This window comes from Bradyrhizobium sp. SZCCHNRI1029 (assembly GCF_032487555.1).
GTDB lineage: Bacteria > Pseudomonadota > Alphaproteobacteria > Rhizobiales > Xanthobacteraceae > Bradyrhizobium.
Genome location: NZ_JAUEUK010000021.1, coordinates 1 through 17180, shown reverse-complemented (window position 1 = coordinate 17180; position 17180 = coordinate 1). Strand labels below are relative to the sequence as shown.

At 64.3% G+C, this 17180-nt stretch carries 20 protein-coding genes; 5 read left to right on the top strand and 15 right to left on the bottom strand.

The genetic code is table 11. From position 1 onward, the window contains the following. Positions 1-3: 3 nt before the first annotated feature. A complete protein-coding gene (locus QW861_RS33645) occupies positions 4-756 on the bottom strand; it encodes a hypothetical protein (protein ID WP_315717680.1) in 753 nt (250 codons plus the stop codon). A gap of 222 nt (positions 757-978) precedes the next feature. Beyond that, the gene (locus tag QW861_RS33640) at positions 979-1374 is read right to left on the bottom strand and encodes a hypothetical protein (RefSeq protein ID WP_315717679.1); all 396 of its coding nucleotides are present in this window, start codon (positions 1372-1374) and stop codon (positions 979-981) included. A gap of 556 nt (positions 1375-1930) precedes the next feature. Here QW861_RS33640 and QW861_RS33635 point away from each other — a divergent pair. Next, positions 1931-3118, top strand: coding sequence for an acyltransferase (locus QW861_RS33635; protein WP_315752595.1), 1188 nt, complete (start codon positions 1931-1933; stop codon positions 3116-3118). Between the two features lie 129 nt (positions 3119-3247). Then, the gene (locus tag QW861_RS33630; RefSeq protein WP_315717677.1) at positions 3248-3460 is read left to right on the top strand and encodes a hypothetical protein; all 213 of its coding nucleotides are present in this window, start codon (positions 3248-3250) and stop codon (positions 3458-3460) included. A 75-nt stretch (positions 3461-3535) separates the two neighbouring features. Here the strand turns inward: QW861_RS33630 and QW861_RS34105 are convergent, their stop codons facing one another. Continuing rightward, entirely contained in the window at positions 3536-3775 is a 240-nt protein-coding gene (locus tag QW861_RS34105) for a hypothetical protein (protein WP_409999270.1), read from the bottom strand. Positions 3776-4231: 456 nt separating this feature from the next. On the opposite strand from QW861_RS34105, the gene QW861_RS33625 reads away from it, so the two are divergent. Further along, positions 4232-4417: a hypothetical protein gene (locus QW861_RS33625; protein WP_315752594.1), complete on the top strand. Its 186-nt coding sequence runs from the start codon at positions 4232-4234 to the stop codon at positions 4415-4417. Positions 4418-4575: 158 nt separating this feature from the next. Further along, positions 4576-4770: a hypothetical protein gene (locus tag QW861_RS33620; RefSeq protein ID WP_315827831.1), complete on the top strand. Its 195-nt coding sequence runs from the start codon at positions 4576-4578 to the stop codon at positions 4768-4770. 66 nt (positions 4771-4836) lie between these two features. Here the strand turns inward: QW861_RS33620 and QW861_RS33615 are convergent, their stop codons facing one another. The 4 genes from QW861_RS33615 to QW861_RS33600 all read right to left on the bottom strand — a co-directional run bounded on the left by QW861_RS33615 (position 4837) and on the right by QW861_RS33600 (position 7259). Further along, the gene (locus QW861_RS33615) at positions 4837-5283 is read right to left on the bottom strand and encodes a host attachment protein (protein ID WP_315827830.1); all 447 of its coding nucleotides are present in this window, start codon (positions 5281-5283) and stop codon (positions 4837-4839) included. A 70-nt stretch (positions 5284-5353) separates the two neighbouring features. Further along, positions 5354-5767, bottom strand: coding sequence for a DUF3775 domain-containing protein (locus QW861_RS33610; protein WP_315752592.1), 414 nt, complete (start codon positions 5765-5767; stop codon positions 5354-5356). 202 nt (positions 5768-5969) lie between these two features. Further along, the gene (locus QW861_RS33605; protein WP_315752591.1) at positions 5970-6434 is read right to left on the bottom strand and encodes a hypothetical protein; all 465 of its coding nucleotides are present in this window, start codon (positions 6432-6434) and stop codon (positions 5970-5972) included. Positions 6435-6548: 114 nt separating this feature from the next. Then, positions 6549-7259, bottom strand: a complete 711-nt coding sequence (locus QW861_RS33600; RefSeq protein ID WP_316194027.1) for a hypothetical protein — start codon at positions 7257-7259, stop codon at positions 6549-6551. A gap of 222 nt (positions 7260-7481) precedes the next feature. On the opposite strand from QW861_RS33600, the gene QW861_RS33595 reads away from it, so the two are divergent. After that, positions 7482-7865: a VOC family protein gene (locus tag QW861_RS33595; RefSeq protein ID WP_315717669.1), complete on the top strand. Its 384-nt coding sequence runs from the start codon at positions 7482-7484 to the stop codon at positions 7863-7865. A gap of 16 nt (positions 7866-7881) precedes the next feature. Here QW861_RS33595 and QW861_RS33590 read toward each other — a convergent pair whose 3' ends face one another. The 8 genes from QW861_RS33590 to QW861_RS33555 form a co-directional block, all read right to left on the bottom strand. Further along, positions 7882-8337, bottom strand: coding sequence for a hypothetical protein (locus QW861_RS33590; RefSeq protein WP_410051861.1), 456 nt, complete (start codon positions 8335-8337; stop codon positions 7882-7884). 117 nt (positions 8338-8454) lie between these two features. Continuing rightward, positions 8455-11136, bottom strand: coding sequence for a PAS domain S-box protein (locus QW861_RS33585; protein WP_315717744.1), 2682 nt, complete (start codon positions 11134-11136; stop codon positions 8455-8457). Positions 11137-11249: 113 nt separating this feature from the next. Then, positions 11250-12053, bottom strand: coding sequence for an NUDIX hydrolase (locus QW861_RS33580; RefSeq protein WP_315717667.1), 804 nt, complete (start codon positions 12051-12053; stop codon positions 11250-11252). A 2-nt stretch (positions 12054-12055) separates the two neighbouring features. Beyond that, a complete protein-coding gene (locus QW861_RS33575; RefSeq protein WP_316170850.1) occupies positions 12056-13009 on the bottom strand; it encodes a dihydrodipicolinate synthase family protein in 954 nt (317 codons plus the stop codon). Positions 13010-13081: 72 nt separating this feature from the next. Next, positions 13082-13960: an SDR family oxidoreductase gene (locus QW861_RS33570; protein WP_316194026.1), complete on the bottom strand. Its 879-nt coding sequence runs from the start codon at positions 13958-13960 to the stop codon at positions 13082-13084. Positions 13961-14100: 140 nt separating this feature from the next. Next, the gene (locus QW861_RS33565; protein WP_316194025.1) at positions 14101-14961 is read right to left on the bottom strand and encodes a MaoC family dehydratase; all 861 of its coding nucleotides are present in this window, start codon (positions 14959-14961) and stop codon (positions 14101-14103) included. A 249-nt stretch (positions 14962-15210) separates the two neighbouring features. Continuing rightward, positions 15211-15600: a Zn-ribbon domain-containing OB-fold protein gene (locus QW861_RS33560; protein ID WP_315752583.1), complete on the bottom strand. Its 390-nt coding sequence runs from the start codon at positions 15598-15600 to the stop codon at positions 15211-15213. Continuing rightward, positions 15600-16748 carry a thiolase domain-containing protein gene (locus tag QW861_RS33555; RefSeq protein WP_315717662.1) on the bottom strand — a complete coding sequence of 383 codons (1149 nt, stop codon included), beginning with the start codon at positions 16746-16748 and terminating at the stop codon, positions 15600-15602. The genes QW861_RS33560 and QW861_RS33555 overlap by 1 nt, the downstream gene beginning before the upstream one ends. Positions 16749-17180: the final 432 nt, after the last annotated feature.

The window sequence follows — 17180 nt, the reverse complement described above, 5'->3', positions numbered from 1 at the left end:
GTATCACCCGATCGGGAAGATGCCGAGCAAGGTGCCCGCCAGTGAATAGAGGGCACGATCGTCGATGATGTCGCCCTTGATGATGGTCACCGTATATTGGGCCGAGCCCAGCGCAGCATATTGCACCGTGATGCCCGCCTTCCACGTCGTCGCGCCGATCGTGATATCAGCGGCGAGGACCGCAGTGATCTGGGACTGCGAGACGATCGGCGTCCAGACCGGAATTCGTCCCTGGTACTGGAATGAGACGTAGGTCGTGTTGTTGGTGTCGCCGCTCGGCGTCGTCACCACGTTGCTGTTCGGGCTGGTCGGGGTGTTCACCGTCGGCAGCGCCGTGAAGGCCGCGCGCGGATATTCCTCGGTCCGTGCGGTCGCGGATGGCGCTGCCTTGACATCCAAACCGATCGGGAAGATGCCGAGCGTCACGCCCTGGAGCAAGTAGAGCCCACGATCGTCCACGATCTCGCCCGAGATGATGGTCACGGTGTACTGGGTCGATCCCAGCGCCGCATACTGGATCGTAATGCCCTTGCGCCAAGTCGTTGCGCCGATCGTGATGTCAGCCGCCAAAACGACTTGAGGTTGTGCCTGCGAGACCACCGGCGTCCAGACCGGAATGCGCCCCTGATACTCGAACACGAGCTGCGTCGTGTTGTTTTGATCGCCCGTCGGCGTCGCGACGACCTCGGTGTTGGGGCTTGTGGGAGTGGTAACGACGGCAGGAGCCGAAAAACGCACGCCTTCATGATGAGCCATGGCTATCTCCTTTTATAAAACACAGATCAAAACCCGCAGTACGCAACTGCCGGCGCGGCTGAAACGAATGGAAAATCGACTAAGCTACCAATGATTGAAATCTATCAGAGGTTGTGGCGTGTAACAGGGTTCGCGACGGTGGTCAATCGGGCCAGATCACAGTCTTCCCCCAACGCCCGGTCACATTCTGGTGTTTACATTTCGGGCGAAGCCGGGCGTCGCTCAGCGGCTGACTTGTTTCCGAAGCATCTGCATCGCTCGCTTCATCGCTGCGGACCGGATGAACGAGCCGAGCACGAATCCGGTAAAGCTGCTCTCCTTTCCGGAATCGACAATCTCCCCGCTCATCGTGACCGTGTAGTAGCGACCCATCGGGTGCATGGTCACCGTCAGCCCCTTGCGCAGGACAATGCCTGCAATTGCAATGTCCTCGGTCAGTTCGACCTCTACTTCGCCAATCGACACCAGCGCTCTCCAGCACGGGATCGTACCGTTGAAAAAGAAGGTCACCCAGGTGCTGTCATTCGTGTCGAACGTTGCAGCCACCTGCGCATTGCAATTCGTCGTCAGCTGGGTGTTGACGGTTTGATCGGTGAGCTGAGATGGCGCAGCGGGCAAGGCGGCTTCCGTCCTCGTTCAAGCGCTCAGCGTCATGCAAAATGACCAGCCGGAGGGTGACAAATAACTAGCCGCCGCCGGTTTGCGAGTCCATTTGCAATCCGGTCCCGGCCCCCGCCCGGACGGGGGCTCCGCACCCCACGCAGGTGCGACCATGGCCCTGGCCGTCACCTCCCGCGGATCGAGGAGTCCCGGCGGCTTTTCGCAACAGGCACGATCCGCTGCAGGAGCTGCTCTACCCGGATTTCTTCAAACTCTGTCGGCCTGTTGCCCGACCTTCCCGCCGATCGTCTGCCGCGCCGGGAAATCGCTCGACCGTTGGCCGCCGATGCCAAGGCTAATTTTTCTATATTTTTCAGTTCGTTGACAGCAACGTGCAACGCCGCCACGGCGGACGTCGGAGCGATCACGGTGCAGAGTCATCTCTGGCCTGAACGCCAGATCGTCGCTCGAGCGGGCGGCAATCCCCGTCTCCGGCCGGCGTCGGGTTGCCTCCAGGCCCTGCTGTTTCTACAACAGCCGGAGCGCCTCCCAAGCATCAGGACCATCCCTCAAAGTGAACGAGCAACGCTTCATCGGCTCGCTGACCGGCTTACGCTTCGTCGCGGCCGCAACGGTCGCCGTCGGCCATGGCGCCCCGTCGTTGGCGCAAGGCCTGCTGCCCGAGCTCATCGCACAAGTCAGCAGCATCGGAATGACAATGTTCTTCGTGCTGAGCGGATTCGTCCTGTGGCTCAACTATGCCGCACGCTTCCAGTCGCAACCGCTCGGAAGCGCTCTTCGCGAATTTGCCATCGCGCGCTTCGCCCGGCTCTACCCCATGTACGCCGTGATTACGCTCGCAGTCGTCGCATACGTCGTGATCGCGCGAGGTCTCTCGGCCCCGTCGCTCGGCTTCATCCTCACGATGACGCAAGCCTGGTTTCCCGTGCAGAACGGCACCATGCTGGTCGCAGTCGTGCCGTCGCTGCAGCACCTCTGGTCCATCAGCGTGGAGCTGTTCTTCTACCTGCTGTTTCCATTCGTCTGCCTGCTGTTTGCAGCCGTCGTCCGGCTGCCCACGATCATCTGGATCGCGCTGGCGAACATCGTGACGTTCGCGCTGACGATCGCGGCCGCCTTCACCTTCGGCGATGCGTTGCTACGGGCCGCCGCGCCGAGCCTTACGCAAAACGGGATGCAGTGGCTCACCTACTACTCTCCCTATCTTCACATCGCTCAGTTCCTGGCCGGCTGCCTTGCCGCCATGATCTACAGGAACCGCGCGGATGCCGGCGTCGGTGATCGGGAGCGACGCTGCGTGAGACTCCTGTTCTGGCTTTCGCTGGCGAGCCTCATCTGTGCGCCTGTGCTGCTGTTTCTGCAGCCTCGTCTGCCCGGCTGGTCGTTCGCGATCGAACTTGCCGTACGTCTCATCGAGATCTCGGGATTTTCGATCGTCTTCGTCGCAGCCAGTCGGTACGGTCATGCCGCTTGGCTGTCGTCCAGAGCCCTGATCATTGGTGGCGAATGCAGCTATTCGATCTATCTGCTGCATCCCTTTCTCATTCGGCTTGCGATGATCGGAAAGTCAGATGCTCCTGGCGCTCTTGAGCTCGCACTGCGGCTCGGTCTGTTCGTTGCGATTGCGACGGCGATGGCCTGGGTCACCTACATGCTCATCGAGGCGCCCTCGCGAACATGGTTACGGAGAGCCTTCGGCACGAGCGCACCGCGCGACGTGATCCATGCGAGCCCGGTCTGAGCGCGCCGGCTCATCGGCCGGCCCGTGCTTCGCGGTGCCTTTCTACCAGCGGTTTATTCGGACCATTTTGCACCAATTTAACATGATTGCCGCCAATCTCAGGCCTCCGGAACGGCAAGGGATGCAACGATGATTGTTGAGATCAAGGCGATGTGCGAAGCCAACGGGACCGTCCTTGCGACAACGAGCTACGACGATACCAACGAACGGGCGCGGGCGGTCGCGGTCATCGCCCTGCTCGAACAGGTGCTGGCGCATTCGGAGACCGCTGGGGATCAGCGCCTGTTCACTTTGGACGTCTCGCCCGTGTCGCCAACGGCAGCAGCTTCGTCTGCCTCCTGATACAAGGCACGGCAAGGCTCGCGGCAGCCGGCAGTCCGATCCACGCTCCCGCGCCGATGATCAGCCATCGTATGTTCACCTGCTGACACAGGCCTTCGCCTGTTTGCTCCATTTGAACGCGGTTCCGCACGGCGGCCTTGGCCGAGCGCCCGCAGGGCATTCGTTCCACACCGGCGCTCCTACCTCCCAGCCATTCACGACGCAGCCGCCATTCGGCGCGACGTGGCACCCAGGGCCGCACGACTCATTGGCGACCAACCGGCCCGCCCCTGCCGCAAGGCCGGTCAGCAGCACAACCCAAAACATCAGCCTCATCGCTTCGCTCCATTGGCTCTGAGGCGACGAGCCCCTGCGACCGCGCCCCAGCGGAAACCATGAAGGTGCCAAACCGTTCCTCCGACTGTCCCCGCCTGCTCGGGCTGAGATTTCGTCGGAGATCGTCGCCGCCAGCCTGTGACGAAACACCGCGCCGCCACCACACTCCAGCCCTACTACGCGCACGACTGCGCCATATCCGTGCACGGGAATGGGAAACCATGTAGCGAGAAGGTTTTCACCATGTTGGGCGATGATTGCGCAGCCTGGGCGAGCCGGAAGCGAAAAAGTCACCTCTCCACGCCAGTTGATCAAGGCGTTGGGGCGCGCGCGCTTAGAAACGTGACGAGCCAAACAACATCAGGAGCCGGCGGCACGAACTGCCGGCCAGCCTTGGATCGTCCGGATGCGTGCCGGACGGGCCGTGGCGAATGCAGGGAGCGATAGATCGACATCATGACACGAAAGCTTTCAGTCCGCGAAGTCATCGCCAGATCCTATCCCAGTTGGGACTATGCCATGGCGGACCGGTTGATCGCATGGCTCGATCATTGCGGTTACGAGATCGTGGAGAAGAAGCCGGAGCGCACCGCGGCTCTCGTGACCGATGACGCGCGGCCACACCTGATCGGCGCTCGATGAATGGAGCCCCTTCCGCCGGGGCGCTGTGAACGATCGGCGCTCCTCAAGTGGCAGCGCTCGGGCGGCGCAGGAACTGCGCATCCCGTTCTGGGGTTCAAGATGACAAGACCAACGCTCGACGTTTCATCGAGCACCATGAGATCAGGGAAGGATCACCAATGTCTCGCAAGCTCACACCACGCCAGGTCATCGCACGCTCCTACCCGACCTGGGATTACGCCATGGCCGATCGCCTGATCGCTTGGCTGGATGATTGCGGCTACGAGATCGTCGAAAAAGGAGCTGCGCACCTGGGCGCAAGCTTGGTGCCTGCTGCGCCGGAATCGACACCGTCGCATGAAAGCACACATTGATCCCGTCGCGGTCACCGAGACCGCGAACAGGGTCTCCGGACAGTCATTGGCATGAGAAAGCCCGACTCAGGCGAGCAGTTGTTTTTCGATTTCGTAGACCGGAAGCTTGACCAGATCCTTGTGGACCTCGCCATGCAGCGCCTTTCGTACCGCGTCGGAATAGTCGGCGCGGATGATCCCGAGCGCGCGCGGCGACGCCACCATCGTGACGGCTTTGGTTTCGCCTGAAATGACAGCATGATGCAGGCGATCAGCAAGCTGCTTGAGAAAGGCGCGCTCAGCCTGATCATGCCAATCCGTCTGATCCACTGAACTCCGAGCATTGCCGAATGACTGCTGCACCGAGCCGGGAGCGTCGGTGCCCTGAGCGCTCGTGCGGTCGTTCTCCTGCTCACGGACCTCTTTGGTGTGCAGGTTCGGAAACATGCTGTCACCGACGTTCTCGAGGATCAGCGCCTTGCGCCCGTCGCACACGACGATCCAATCACCGGTTCCGACCTTCATCTTGTCCATGAGATTACTCCATCATCCGAATTGCAGCGAAGAATGTGCTGGCGAGCCCATCGGGAGAAACTGCCCCCAGCTATATGCCTTCTTCGAAATCTTCCAAGGAAAGGCCGAACTCCGAGAGAGCCTCCTCCAGATAGTCGCCGAGCATCGGAGTTTCGATCAGGTACGTCGCGGTGCGATTGTTGTGCGCCTGAGCGGCCTGCGCACGAAGCTCATCCCAATTGTCCAGCGAGCCGTCGCCCCGGCCCAGCCACATCAGCGTGACCAGATCGATCTGTTCGTCGACATTGAGGCCCCTGATGAAGCTGACGAGCTCCGACCTGTCCGTGTTCAGGCCCCGCCCAGCGGTACCGGGCGCCGCGTCGTCATCTGCCAAATCTGCCAGCAATTCGGGTTCGGTCGCTTCCATTTCGTGCTTGTGGATCTTGGTCACGACGAAGGCGACCTTCTCCGGCGAGATTGAGAGGGTGGGCGTGGTAGTCGTCATTCAGCGTCTCCTGGGTCCCCGGGCAAACGCTCCCAGGTCCCATGCAGAGACGCTAGGCGTTCCGGAAGGAGCGCACTTTGCGCAAGATCAAGGCAGCGTGGCGGCGTGAAAAACGGCGCAACAGCCCGCGCGAGTTCAACCGCCCCGTGGCGCGATTGCAGCGGGACTGCTTGGATCGACCAGGGGCTGCGGGCGATCGATACTACCAGGTCCAATCGAAAGAGCCGACACGCGGCTGCTGCGCGACCAGGATCATCGGTCTGCCCGGATGAGCTCTTGCGGTCCTTCGCTTCTTCACCTCTGCAGCCGGCTTGCCTGTGTCGGCAATCCGCGTCGCGCGAGGCTTCTCGGCGGCCTTCACTGCCGCAACCTGCGGGTTGGCCTCGACGGCGCTCATCTGCGCGAAGGCGTCGCGGGGACTGCTCTTGGCGACTTCTGCTGCAGGCTGCTCCGCCTTCGCGAGCTTCACCGGAGCTGGCGTGGCGATCGAGGTGTCCATCACGATCCGCTCCGGCCACTTTCTCGTGGACTGAATGCGCACCGGGGGAAGATCCGACGCAGACGACAGGCTTGCAGGCAATGGCACGCTGGGAAGCACGGCATCCGCCAGGACGAGCAGCGCCAGCAGAGTTCCACCGACGAACATAAAGTAACGCAGAATGGGCATAATTTACCGCTCCGTCGGCACCTGCGCCGACATCCACCTAACGGAGGATCATGACAGTATGTTCCCGCGTCGAACGCTCGGGTTCAAAGACCGCGGGAGACTAGCGCGACATAATTAGATTTTCGTCGCTGCAACCAGCGCGCATTTGGCCGCGCTGACGTTAACGTTGACGAATCCGACATGGACCGCCACGAAGGTCTTCCGGCTGCGCGACCCGACTTGGCCGGGCACGATCCGTCGGCGGTCGGTGACGTGACCACCGTCCCGCCGGCTGAAGGCGCAGGTGATTTCGATGTCCTTGATTGCGAAACTGTTGGCATTCCGTAGCGTGAAGGTCACCAGCGCCTTCGATCCAAGACCGCCGCGCCGCCAGGACTGGGAACTGATCCGCAGGCCGGACAGAGCCGCCGGGTCGAGCGCAGGGGATGACGCAGGCGGCATCGTCGGCGACAGGCTGGCATTCGCGTCCATGACGTTCCGGCCGGAGCCGACCACGGGGGACGAATCGGGGTGCGGATTGGATGCATCCGCCAGACTGGGCACCACGGGCGAGAGCCGACGCGACGTCTCAGTCCCGTCTTCGTCTCCTTCGTAGCCGCTGCTCGGGGGGGCCGATCCGACCCGCGTGAGGCTGGGGTCGGCCACCTCCTCCTCTTCGACCGACATGATCAGCCACCCGACCGTGCTGAACATGACCAGCGCGAAGATCGCCAACCCCGACACGGCGGCTCCCAAAGGGATGGACGCTCCGTCGCTTCGGCGCATGGCCAGCGACGCCGCGGCATCGGGCTTGCGTCCCAGCAAACGAAAGAGACCCGCGCTCATGTCTGCACCATCGGCTGCCCGGCGGGGGCATCTGGAAGCTTCAATCGGCAAACATCGATAGGGTTGCATGCAAAGCCGACAATTGGAGGGCAGGCCCGGATACCGGTCGGTCGGCCGGGCTGGCGCGGCCGCTGACAGAGCGGTAGACATCCGCACAGTTGCCGACACCTCAAGAAACGCCGCCGCGCCGCGGGCGGTTCACTCTTTCGAAAGATCTCGACGATGTTGAATGTCACGTGGGACCACATCCATCTCCGCAGTCCGGACCCGGAAGCCACCGCCAGCTGGCTTCACGACATTCTCGGCGGCGAGATCATCCGCAATCCCGGCCGCATCGACGTCAGGCTCGGCGGTGCCAGCGTGTTCATCGCCAAGGTCGAGCCGGGCGACGGCGTCAACGCGCCGCCTATGACGCCGCACCAGGGCCTCGATCATTTCGGCCTCACCGTGAAGGACATCGACGCCGCGGCCGCCGAGCTCAAGGCCAAAGGCGTCACCTTCACGACCGAGCCGACCACGATCCGCCCCGGTGTTCGCATCTGCTTCATCCGCGGGCCGCAGGGCATTTCCATCGAGCTCCTGGAGCGCGACAAGAAATACGTCTGACCGCCGTCCCGCACGGCTACGTCATGCTGCCCGGCATGAAGCAGCGAATCTGGAGGCCCTGATAGCCGCGCATCGGCCATACCATGGTACGGCCGACACGGTTGGGCTCGGTGATGACCGCGTCGTCGGGAACATCGAGCCATTCCCCCTCGATACGGACGCGGTAGTGACCGCCCCTGCTCTCCCAGTCGACATCGCTGACGGCGCTGCCGTCGGCGTCAGAGCAGCATGGGCCCTTGCCGCTGCGCAGACCGTCGAACCATGCCTTGATCTCCGGCGACGAGTTCGCATACTGGCCGCGATCACGCGCCAGTGACGGTGGCGCGGCGAGTGCGATCAACAGCGCCGCACTGCTGACTTGGACAGGCGGCTTCCATCGCGCGACCGCCTGCCGCCTCGAACCCGTGTTGCTTATGTCGGCACGATCAGCGCGATGCGGCCCATGGCCGCGGGACCCGATCCATCTGCTCATTTCCATCTGGCTCCTGCACCACCCCAGGGTGCGCGGGATGGAAATGCATCAACCGGGCCAGATTTCGATTCGATCTCGGCTTCGTGAGAGTCAATCCGGGGGGTTACGCAGATCTCCCTACTCGGCCGCCTGCTCGAGAGGTGCGACCCGCGGCAGAATGATCTGGATGCGCGTGCCCGCGCCAGGCTCGGAGTCCAGATCGAGCCGGCCGCCGAGCCGGCTGGTCACGATGCTGTAGACGATGTGAAGGCCCAGGCCGGTGCCGCCCTGGTCGCGGCGCGTCGTGAAGAAAGGATCGAAGGCGCGGCGGCGGACGTCGAGCGACATGCCGCAGCCATTGTCGGAAAAGACGATCTCGACATTGTCGCGGCCGGACTCCCGCGCCCTGATTTCGATCACACCGCTCCTGCCGTCCGGAAACGCGTGCGCGACCGCATTGAGGAACAGATTGGTCAAGACCTGCCCGTAAGGCCCGGGGTAGCTGTTCATCACCAGATCGGGCTGGCAATCCACGTTCACCGTCAGGTTCTGTCTCCGCACACCCGGGCGCAGGCTCATCACCACCTGCTCGGTGAGATCGGCGAGATCGAAGGTGCGCTGGTCGGAGTAGTTGCGGTCCGCTGCGACCTGCTTGAACGACTGGATCAGTTCGGCCGCGCGATTGAGGTTGGCGACGAGCTGCCCCGCGGCGCTGCGGCTCATCTCGATGAACTCGTTGAGGCTCGACCGCCGCAGCTCACCCCGCGTGACCGCCTCGCTGAAGCGCTCGGTCTTGCGCTCGAGCGCGGAAGCGACCGTCAGGCTGATGCCGACGGGGTTGTTGACCTCGTGGGCAACGCCGGCGACCATCCGCCCGAGCGCCGCGAGCTTCTCGGCTTCGATCAGCGATGCCTGGGTGTCGCGCAGGTTCCGGAGCGCCGTCTCGGCGGCCTCCTTGGCCTTGCGCATCTCCAGTTCGCTCTTCTTGCGCTCGCCGATGTCGAGCGCCACCGTGACGATCTTGTCGACCTCGCCGTCGGCGTCGAGAAGCGGCAGCTTGTTGACCAGCCATTGCCGCATGACGTTGCATGAATCGAGGTATTCCTCCTCGTAGAACCCGAGGCCGGCCTTCGTCGCCAGCACGCGCTTGTCGTTCGAGTCCGTCTTGTTCGCGCCGTAGCGCGACATCAGCTCGCCCGTGGTGCGGCCGAGCGCATCCTCGGGCTCGACGTTGAAGATGCCGGCCATGTAGCGGTTCATCAGGACATAGCGCAGCTCGCGATCCTTGACGTTGATCACCGCCGGCACCGTGTCGATGACCTGCTGCAGCAATCGCCGGCCTTCAGCGATCGCGTCCTCGGCGCGCTTCTGATCCGTGATGTCGCGGACCACGCCTTCGTAGCGAACCACCTCGCCGTTCTCATCCCGCACCACCGTGCCGCTGTCGGAAAGCCAGCGGATCTCGCCGGTGCGCCGCCGCACCTGGTATTCGAACTCGCGCACCATGCCGTCGCGCCGCATCAGCCGCTGATAGCGTTCGCGCGCAAGGGGATGGACATAGATCGTATCCGCGATGTCGTTGACGCTCTGGATCAGCTCGCTCGCGGATTCGTAGCCCATGATGCGCGCGAGCGCCGGATTGGCATTGAGCACGAGACCACTCGGTGTGGTCACATAGATGCCGTCGATCGAAGCTTCGAACAGCTTGCGATAGCTCTCCTCGGCCAGCCGCTGCTCGGCCAGCGCGCGGACCGCCGCCTCACGCGCCGCGTCGGCATCCTGCAAAGTCTGCCGGAAGACTTCCGCCGCCCGCGCGATGTCGCCGATCTCGTTCTGAACGTCGGTCTGCGGGATCGACGCCGCCTTTTCGCCCGCCGCCAGCGCCCTGATCGAGCGCGCGATCGAGGCCAGCGGCCGCACGGTGCGCCGGACCACGAAGGACGCAGCGAAGATGCCGATCAGAACGCCCGCCGTGCCGAAGATGATGCTTTGCCATTTCGTCTCCGCCAAGGTGCGGGCGAAGTCGCGCGACAGCACCTTGCCCTGGCTTGCGCTCAGGGCGCGCAGCAACTCGGTGACCCGGCCGATCAGCCGCCCCTCGATGCCCAGCACCTCCTTGTCGAGGCGCGCGATCTCGTCCTCGGTGCCGGCAATGGCGATGATCGCCTCGGCATAGCGGTCGGCGGCCGCACGAAGCGCGCTGTCCTCGATCGGCATTGCGCGCATGCTGCGGGCGGCCTGCTCGGCGCCAGCCGGGTCGCGCGCCAGCAGCGCCGCGCCGACCTGATTCTGCACCTGGAACAAGGCCCGCGCCGTGGCGCGATCAGTCAGGCCGGCGATGGCGTCCTCGAAGCTCTCGCGCGCCGCCGGCAAACCCGATAGCAGCTCGGCACGCCGCGCGATCAGCGCGCTGATGCGGTCGATGCCTTCGCGGTAATTGGCGAGCCGCTGGGCAACGCCGTCGATGGTCGCCTGCTGCTCCGGTGCGAGCTGCAGGCGCGTCTTCTTCAGGAGCGCGCTGAGCTCCGTCGCCGCCTCCATGGCACGGTCGGAGCGCGAGCCGGGATCGGTGACGAAATCGCGCGCCGCGAGCCGCAGCTCGTTCATGCGCTGGTCGATCTCCTCGGCGAGATCGCCGACGCCCTGCAGCCGCTGCAACTCGGCAAAGGTCGAATCGATATGCCGAATGGCGATCACGCTCGCCATGCTGGTCGCGGTGATGACGGCAAGCAGCAGCAAAAAGCTGCCAAAGATCATCCGCCCGATCGTCATCGATCGGAGGCTGCTGCAGGCCGTGTCGAGGTCCGGTAATCTACTCATGGGATCCGATGGTCGGAACCGCACTATATACGAGCCGCTGGGCGGCCAAATGAACATATAGAGAACAATTTTCGTCCGCGCATCATCCGCCGGACGAAAAATAGCCTGTGCGGTTAACCGGCCGCACCGAACTCGAACACCTCCCCATCATAGCCCGCCTCGCGCGGAATGCGCAGCTGGCGACCGCCCTCGGCGGTCTTGGTCATGACCGGCATCACGGTGACGATGTCCATGTCCCGCGCCGCCGCCAGGGCGTCGGCCACCGCGGGCTGCTTGCCGAGCCGGATCAGGTTGCGCGTGGTCGGGAACGGCAGCTTGAACCGGCCGTCCTCGCCGCCGGCCAGCGCCTCGCGCGGCGAGACCCAGACGGAGTCGGTCGATTCCCGGCCGTCATGGGCGCCGAGTTGGTCCGGCGGCGCCGCCGCCAGAAAGAACCAGGTGTCGAAGCGTTTCGGCATGCCCTCGGGCGTGATCCAATGGGCGTAGGGAACGAGCGCATCGAGCGCCAGCACCAGACCGTGAGCTTCCAGAACCTGGAGAAAGCTGATCTTGCCCTCGCACAGTGCCAGACGATGCGCCGCCTCGATGTCGCGAGCGGCAGCGGCATCGATCAGCGCGTCCGATCGGCGCAGCCGCGCCAGCAGGATGCCGCTCTCCTCGAAGGTCTCGCGCACCCCGGCGATGCGGAAGCCGAGCGCCTCGGCTTCAAGACCCTCGTCGCCGGCATAGAGCTCCGGCCTGCCGGCGATCTCCTGATCGCCTCTGTCGACGCTACCGCCGGGAAACACCAGGGCGCCCGAGTTGAACTCGATCTGATGGTGACGCACCATCATGAACACCTCGATCTCGCGCGCGACTGCGCTGTCGCGCAGCAGCAGCACGGTCGAGGCGGGACGGACGGCGGCAGCGTCAGCCATGGTCACTCCGCGGCGGTGGCACGAGGTTGCAGATTGGCACGCGCGTCGTAACGCGCCACGCGCGACAAGAGATAGTCGACCTCGGCCCTGGCCGCGGCCGTGATCGCGGAGGCCGGCCTGCGCTGCGCGCTGGAGGCGATCGCGCCGCGCTTCTGCAGCACGTATTTGCGCACGGCCAGCCCTGCCCCCGGCTGCTGCTCGTAGCGCACCAGCGGCAGATGCGCGTCGAACAGGTCATGCGCGGCGTCGCGCTTGCCCGCCTGCGACAGCTTGACCACGTCGACCAGCATTTCAGGGAAGGCGTAGCCGGTCATGGCACCGTCGGCGCCGCGCTCCATCTCGAAGTCGAGGAACAGGCCGCCATTGCCGCACAGGATCGACAGCGGCCGCAGCGAGCCGTCCTTCTGGAACGCGCGCAGCGTCGAGATCTTCTCCAGGCCCGGCCAGTCCTCATGCTTGAGCATCACGCAGGAGGGGCTGTCCATGACGATCTTGCGGATGACGGCCGGCGTGAACTGGACGCTCAGCGTCAGCGGGTAGTCCTGCAGCACCCACGGAATGTCCTCGCCGATGGCCTCCTGGGCCTGCTTGAAATAGCCCGTGATCTGATCATCGGTGCGCAGGCTCGGCGGCGGCGCGATCATCACGCCGGCAGCGCCCGCATCCATCGAGGCGCGCGCCAGCGCGCGCATGGTGGCAAAACCCGGCGCGGAGACACCGACGATGATCTGCAGGTTCTTGGCCCGCTTGGCAAAGCGCACTGCAACCTGCTCGGATTCAGCGGCGTCCAGCTTCGGCGCCTCGCCCATGATGCCCAGCACGGTGATGCCGTCGCAGCCGGCCTCGGCATAGAAATCGACCAGCCGGTCGATCGAGGCCTCGTCGATGCGACCGTCATCATGGAACGGCGTCGGCGCGATCGCGAAGGTGCCTTTGGCGGCGGCGGTGAGCTTCATCTGGTCTGGTCTCCAACCTCTCTGTCATTCCGGACGCGCCAGGCGCAGGCCCGAAATGACGACCTGAATACATCAAAACCGCCGTGCGGACTTGGCTATATCGGCCTCCGAAAAGAATATCTCCTCTGCATGGGCGGCGATGTCCTCCGCTTTCCACGCCGACGACGGCGGTTTCCAGCCGTCCATTTCCATCATACGCAACTCGCGCACGCCGCGTGGACCGGACACGCCGAGCACCTTGCCGGTCTGATCCCCCGAGAGTCTGCTGACCATGTAGAGCACGGCCGGCGCGATGCCCTCGGGCGTCAGCGCCGCGCCCGGGTTTTCCTTGTAGCGCGGCAGGTCCACGGTCATGCGGGTCAGTGCGCCCGGCGCCAAGGTCCACACCCGGATGTTGTACTTGCGTCCCTCGATCGCCAGCACGTTCGACAGGCCCCAGATACCGCCCTTCGCGGCGCCGTAATTGGACTGGCCGAAATTGCCGATCAGGCCCGAGGTCGAGGAGGTGTTGACGATGACGCCGCCGCCATTGTCGCGCATCCAGCGGAACACGGGAAGCGTGCAGCAGAAGGTGCCCTTGAGGTGCACCTGGACCACCTTGTCCCAGTCGGCCTCGCTCGACTTGGCGAAGGTCTGGTCGCGCAGGATGCCGGCATTGTTGACCAGGATGTCGGCGCGACCGAAATGGCGGATGGCATCGTCGAACACCGACTGGCCGCCGGCCATGGTCGAGATGTCGGCGCCGTTGGCGACGGCACGGCCGCCTTCAGCGGTGATGGCCGCCACCACCTGCTCGGCCATCGACAGGTCCGAGCCGGAGCCGTCGCGCGGGCCACCGAGGTCGTTGACCACCACAGCCGCGCCCTCGCGTGCAAACAGTTTTGCGTAGGCCTCTCCCAGCCCGCCACCTGCGCCGGTGATCAGCGCCACCTTGCCGTCGAGCAGTCCCATGGGTGTCTCCTCCTGCGCCGTGTCTTTTGTTGCCCGTCATGGCCGGGCTTGACCCGGCCATCCATCTTCGGAAGAGGATGGATGCCCGGGTCAAGCCCGGCCATGACGGCAACTAACAGACGTGCCTCACATGGCAATAATCAACCCAGCACCGTCTTGCCGTTCTTGATCACGGTGACGTTCCGCTCCTTCACCCGCGCCTCGAACGAGATCACGTCGCCGTCCTTCCACAGATCGACCGTCACGGTCTCGCCGGGAAACACCGGCGAGGAGAATCGCGCGGCGTGCTGGCGGAAGGCTGACGCATCGTAGTCGGCGTAGGTCTGCAGCACGGCGCGGCAGGTCAGGCCATAGGTGCACATGCCGTGCAGAATCGGCCGCGGGAAGCCCGCGCGGCGCGCGAATTCGGGATCCGAGTGCAGCGGGTTGCGGTCGCCGCAGAGGCGGTAGATCAGCGCCTGGTCGGGCCGCGTCGAAATCTCGACGCTGCGGTCGGGTGCACGCGACGGCACCGGATGCGGGTCGGGGATGCCGCCGGAGGGGCCGCCGAAGCCGCCGTCGCCGCGCGCGAAGCGCGAGGCCACCAGGGTCGCCAGCGGAGCGCCGCCCTCGTCGCGCAAGATCGTCTGATGGCGGATGACCGCGCCCTTGTCCTTGCCCTTGTCGGACACCGCGAGCACGGAGGAGTCGGCCGTGATCTTCGCCGCGGTCGCCAGCGGCTTGTGAAAGGTGATGTCGCGCTCGCCGTCGACGACCAGCACGCGGTTCAGCTTCATGTCGCCGGGGCTTGCGCCCCAGGCGGCGACGGAGGCAAAGGTCGGCACCACCTTCAGTGGACGCGGCTCGGCCGTGGCCTCGTTGACGAAGGCAAGCTCCTTCTCGTCCATCGGATCGGCCCCCATGCCGATGCCGTAGGCGTAGAGCATCACCTCGCGATCGGTGTAGGCGTAGTTCTGCCCGATCGCCTTCATCGCCATCAGCTCATCGTAGTTGATCGGCATGTTGCCTCCCCAAACCTCGTTCTTTGTAGGGTGGGAAAAGCGAAGCGTGCCCACCGCCTTTCTTAGTAGAACGGTGGGCACGGCGCTCTGCACCTTTGCCCACCCTACGCACTCGTCGTGGAGCACACCGCTCGTTCCGCATCCGTCATTGCGAGCGGAGCGAAGCAATCCAGGGCTGCGCAAGGACTCTGGATTGCTTCGTCGCTTCGCTCCTCGCAATGACGCGTGGATGCATCTTTGCTCCCTCTCCTAAACCGGCGTGAAGAACGGCAGCGGGGCGCCGTCGGTCGGCTTGAACACCACCTTCACCTTCTGGCCGATCTTCAACGCGTCGAAATCGCAATCGACGAAATTGGTCTGCAGCGACGGGCCCTCCTTCAAGGTGACGTAGCCGATCGCGTAAGGGCCGGTCGGCGACTTCCGCATGATCGAGAACGTGTAGATTTCCCCCTCGCCCGCGCTCTGCTCCCACACCGTCTGGTCCGAGAAGCAGAACGGACAGATCGAGCGCGGAAAATAATGCGCCTCGCCACAGGCCGTGCAGCGCTTGATCATGAACTTGCCCTCGGCCGCAGCATCCCAGAACGCCTTGGTCTCGGGATTGGTGATGGGGGCCGGCAGTTTCTTCGCTTCGGACATCAGACGCGCTCCAGAATGCAGGTCGAGGCGGCGTGGCGCACGCCGAGCAGGCCGCCGGTGCCATGGGCGATGGCGAGATCGCAGTTTTGCACCTGCACCTTGGGATGGGCTTCGCCGCGCAGCTGGCGCACGGCCTCGATCACCTTGGTCATGCCGCCGCGGTTGACGGGATGGTTGCTGCAGAGGCCGCCGCCATCGGTGTTGAACGGCAGCTTGCCGACACCGGAGATGAGATTGCCGTCGGCGACGAACTTGCCGCCCTCACCCTTCTTGCAGAAGCCGAGATCCTCGAGCTGCATCAGCACGGTGATGGTGAAGCTGTCATAGATCGAGGCGTATTTGATGTCCTTGGGGGTCACGCCCGCTTCCGCGAAGGCGCGCGGGCCGGACCACACACCGGCGGAATAAGTGAGATCGAGGTCCTTGCCGCCGCGCGGCCCCTTCATCGCCTCGCCATGGCCGATGAGACGCACCAGCGGCTTCTTCAGACTCCTGGCGATCTCCGGCGTGGTCACGATCAGCGCGCCGCCGCCGTCGGTGACGACGCAGCAATCCATGCGGTGCAGCGGATCGGAGATCATCGGCGAGTTGATCACGTCCTCGACCGTGACGACCTCCTTCAGCATCGCATGCGGATTGTACTGCGCATGATGCGAGGCCGCGACCTTGATCCAGGCGAGCTGCTCCGATGTGGTGCCGTAATCGTGCATGTGGCGCATCGCGCACATGCCATAGGCGTTGTGGGTGGTGGCGCCATAGGCCATCTCGAAATCGGCCTCGGCGCCAGCGGCACGCGGCGGCATCGGCCCGGTGCGCGGCTTGCCGGCCAAGGTGATCAGCGCGATCGAGCATTTGCCGGCGGCGATGGCCTCGGCGGCATGGCCAACATGGATGAGATAGGAGCAGCCGCCGGTCTCGGTGGAGTCGATGTGCCGGACCTTCAGCCCGAGATAGTCGACCATCGGCCACGCGCCGCCCGGCGCGTCGCCGGCGCAGAAATAGCCGTCGACATCCTTCGCGCTGAGACCCGCATCCTCGAGCGCGCCCTTGGCGACCTCGGCATGCAGCTGCGCGGTGGATTTGTCGGGTGCATGCCGGGTCGGATGCTCATAGATCCCGGCAATGTAGGCCTTGCCCTTGATGGTCAACTCCGTCTCCGCTTCCTGTCGTTTCGTCCCAGGTGGTTGGAGATTTTTTGGACCGTTGGATAGAGCTTGGCAAGCGTGGAAAATATTCCGCAGGGTGGAGATGGTCGCACCCCAGCGACATATTTCGACGTTGCAAGCGACAGCGCCCATGCTGTCATCGTCCGGCTTGACCGGACGTCCAGTCGTCCAGGGATCGCAACGATTGAATCGAGACGCCGCGGCGTACTCGATCGCCCGTTCAAGCCGGGCGATGACATCTGAGTGCGTGGTCGGCCTCTTGCAAAAGCCGCGCTTTCTCGTTCCCGCGACAGATCCTGCCCGAGTCATGCTCATCTCGTTTGCCCTCATCAAGTCGGAGGGCGCGAGGAAGGCCGGACCTCGGCTGAGGCCCGTGGCCCGCCTGCTCAAAAGAATGCAGGCGGCAGGTACCAC

Bases quoted from the DNA above. Each gene is read 5' to 3' on its own strand.
- QW861_RS33645 (WP_315717680.1), bottom strand. From the start codon at position 756: ATGGCTCATCATGAAGGCGTGCGTTTTTCGGCTCCTGCCGTCGTTACC.
- QW861_RS33630 (WP_315717677.1), top strand. From the start codon at position 3,248: ATGATTGTTGAGATCAAGGCGATGTGCGAAGCCAACGGGACCGTCCTT.
- QW861_RS34105 (WP_409999270.1), bottom strand. From the start codon at position 3,775: ATGAGGCTGATGTTTTGGGTTGTGCTGCTGACCGGCCTTGCGGCAGGG.
- QW861_RS33625 (WP_315752594.1), top strand. From the start codon at position 4,232: ATGACACGAAAGCTTTCAGTCCGCGAAGTCATCGCCAGATCCTATCCC.
- QW861_RS33620 (WP_315827831.1), top strand. From the start codon at position 4,576: ATGTCTCGCAAGCTCACACCACGCCAGGTCATCGCACGCTCCTACCCG.
- QW861_RS33615 (WP_315827830.1), bottom strand. From the start codon at position 5,283: ATGGACAAGATGAAGGTCGGAACCGGTGATTGGATCGTCGTGTGCGAC.
- QW861_RS33610 (WP_315752592.1), bottom strand. From the start codon at position 5,767: ATGACGACTACCACGCCCACCCTCTCAATCTCGCCGGAGAAGGTCGCC.
- QW861_RS33605 (WP_315752591.1), bottom strand. From the start codon at position 6,434: ATGCCCATTCTGCGTTACTTTATGTTCGTCGGTGGAACTCTGCTGGCG.
- QW861_RS33600 (WP_316194027.1), bottom strand. From the start codon at position 7,259: ATGAGCGCGGGTCTCTTTCGTTTGCTGGGACGCAAGCCCGATGCCGCG.
- QW861_RS33595 (WP_315717669.1), top strand. From the start codon at position 7,482: ATGTTGAATGTCACGTGGGACCACATCCATCTCCGCAGTCCGGACCCG.
- QW861_RS33590 (WP_410051861.1), bottom strand. From the start codon at position 8,337: ATGAGCAGATGGATCGGGTCCCGCGGCCATGGGCCGCATCGCGCTGAT.
- QW861_RS33585 (WP_315717744.1), bottom strand. From the start codon at position 11,136: ATGAGTAGATTACCGGACCTCGACACGGCCTGCAGCAGCCTCCGATCG.
- QW861_RS33580 (WP_315717667.1), bottom strand. From the start codon at position 12,053: ATGGCTGACGCTGCCGCCGTCCGTCCCGCCTCGACCGTGCTGCTGCTG.
- QW861_RS33575 (WP_316170850.1), bottom strand. From the start codon at position 13,009: ATGAAGCTCACCGCCGCCGCCAAAGGCACCTTCGCGATCGCGCCGACG.
- QW861_RS33570 (WP_316194026.1), bottom strand. From the start codon at position 13,960: ATGGGACTGCTCGACGGCAAGGTGGCGCTGATCACCGGCGCAGGTGGC.
- QW861_RS33565 (WP_316194025.1), bottom strand. From the start codon at position 14,961: ATGCCGATCAACTACGATGAGCTGATGGCGATGAAGGCGATCGGGCAG.
- QW861_RS33560 (WP_315752583.1), bottom strand. From the start codon at position 15,600: ATGTCCGAAGCGAAGAAACTGCCGGCCCCCATCACCAATCCCGAGACC.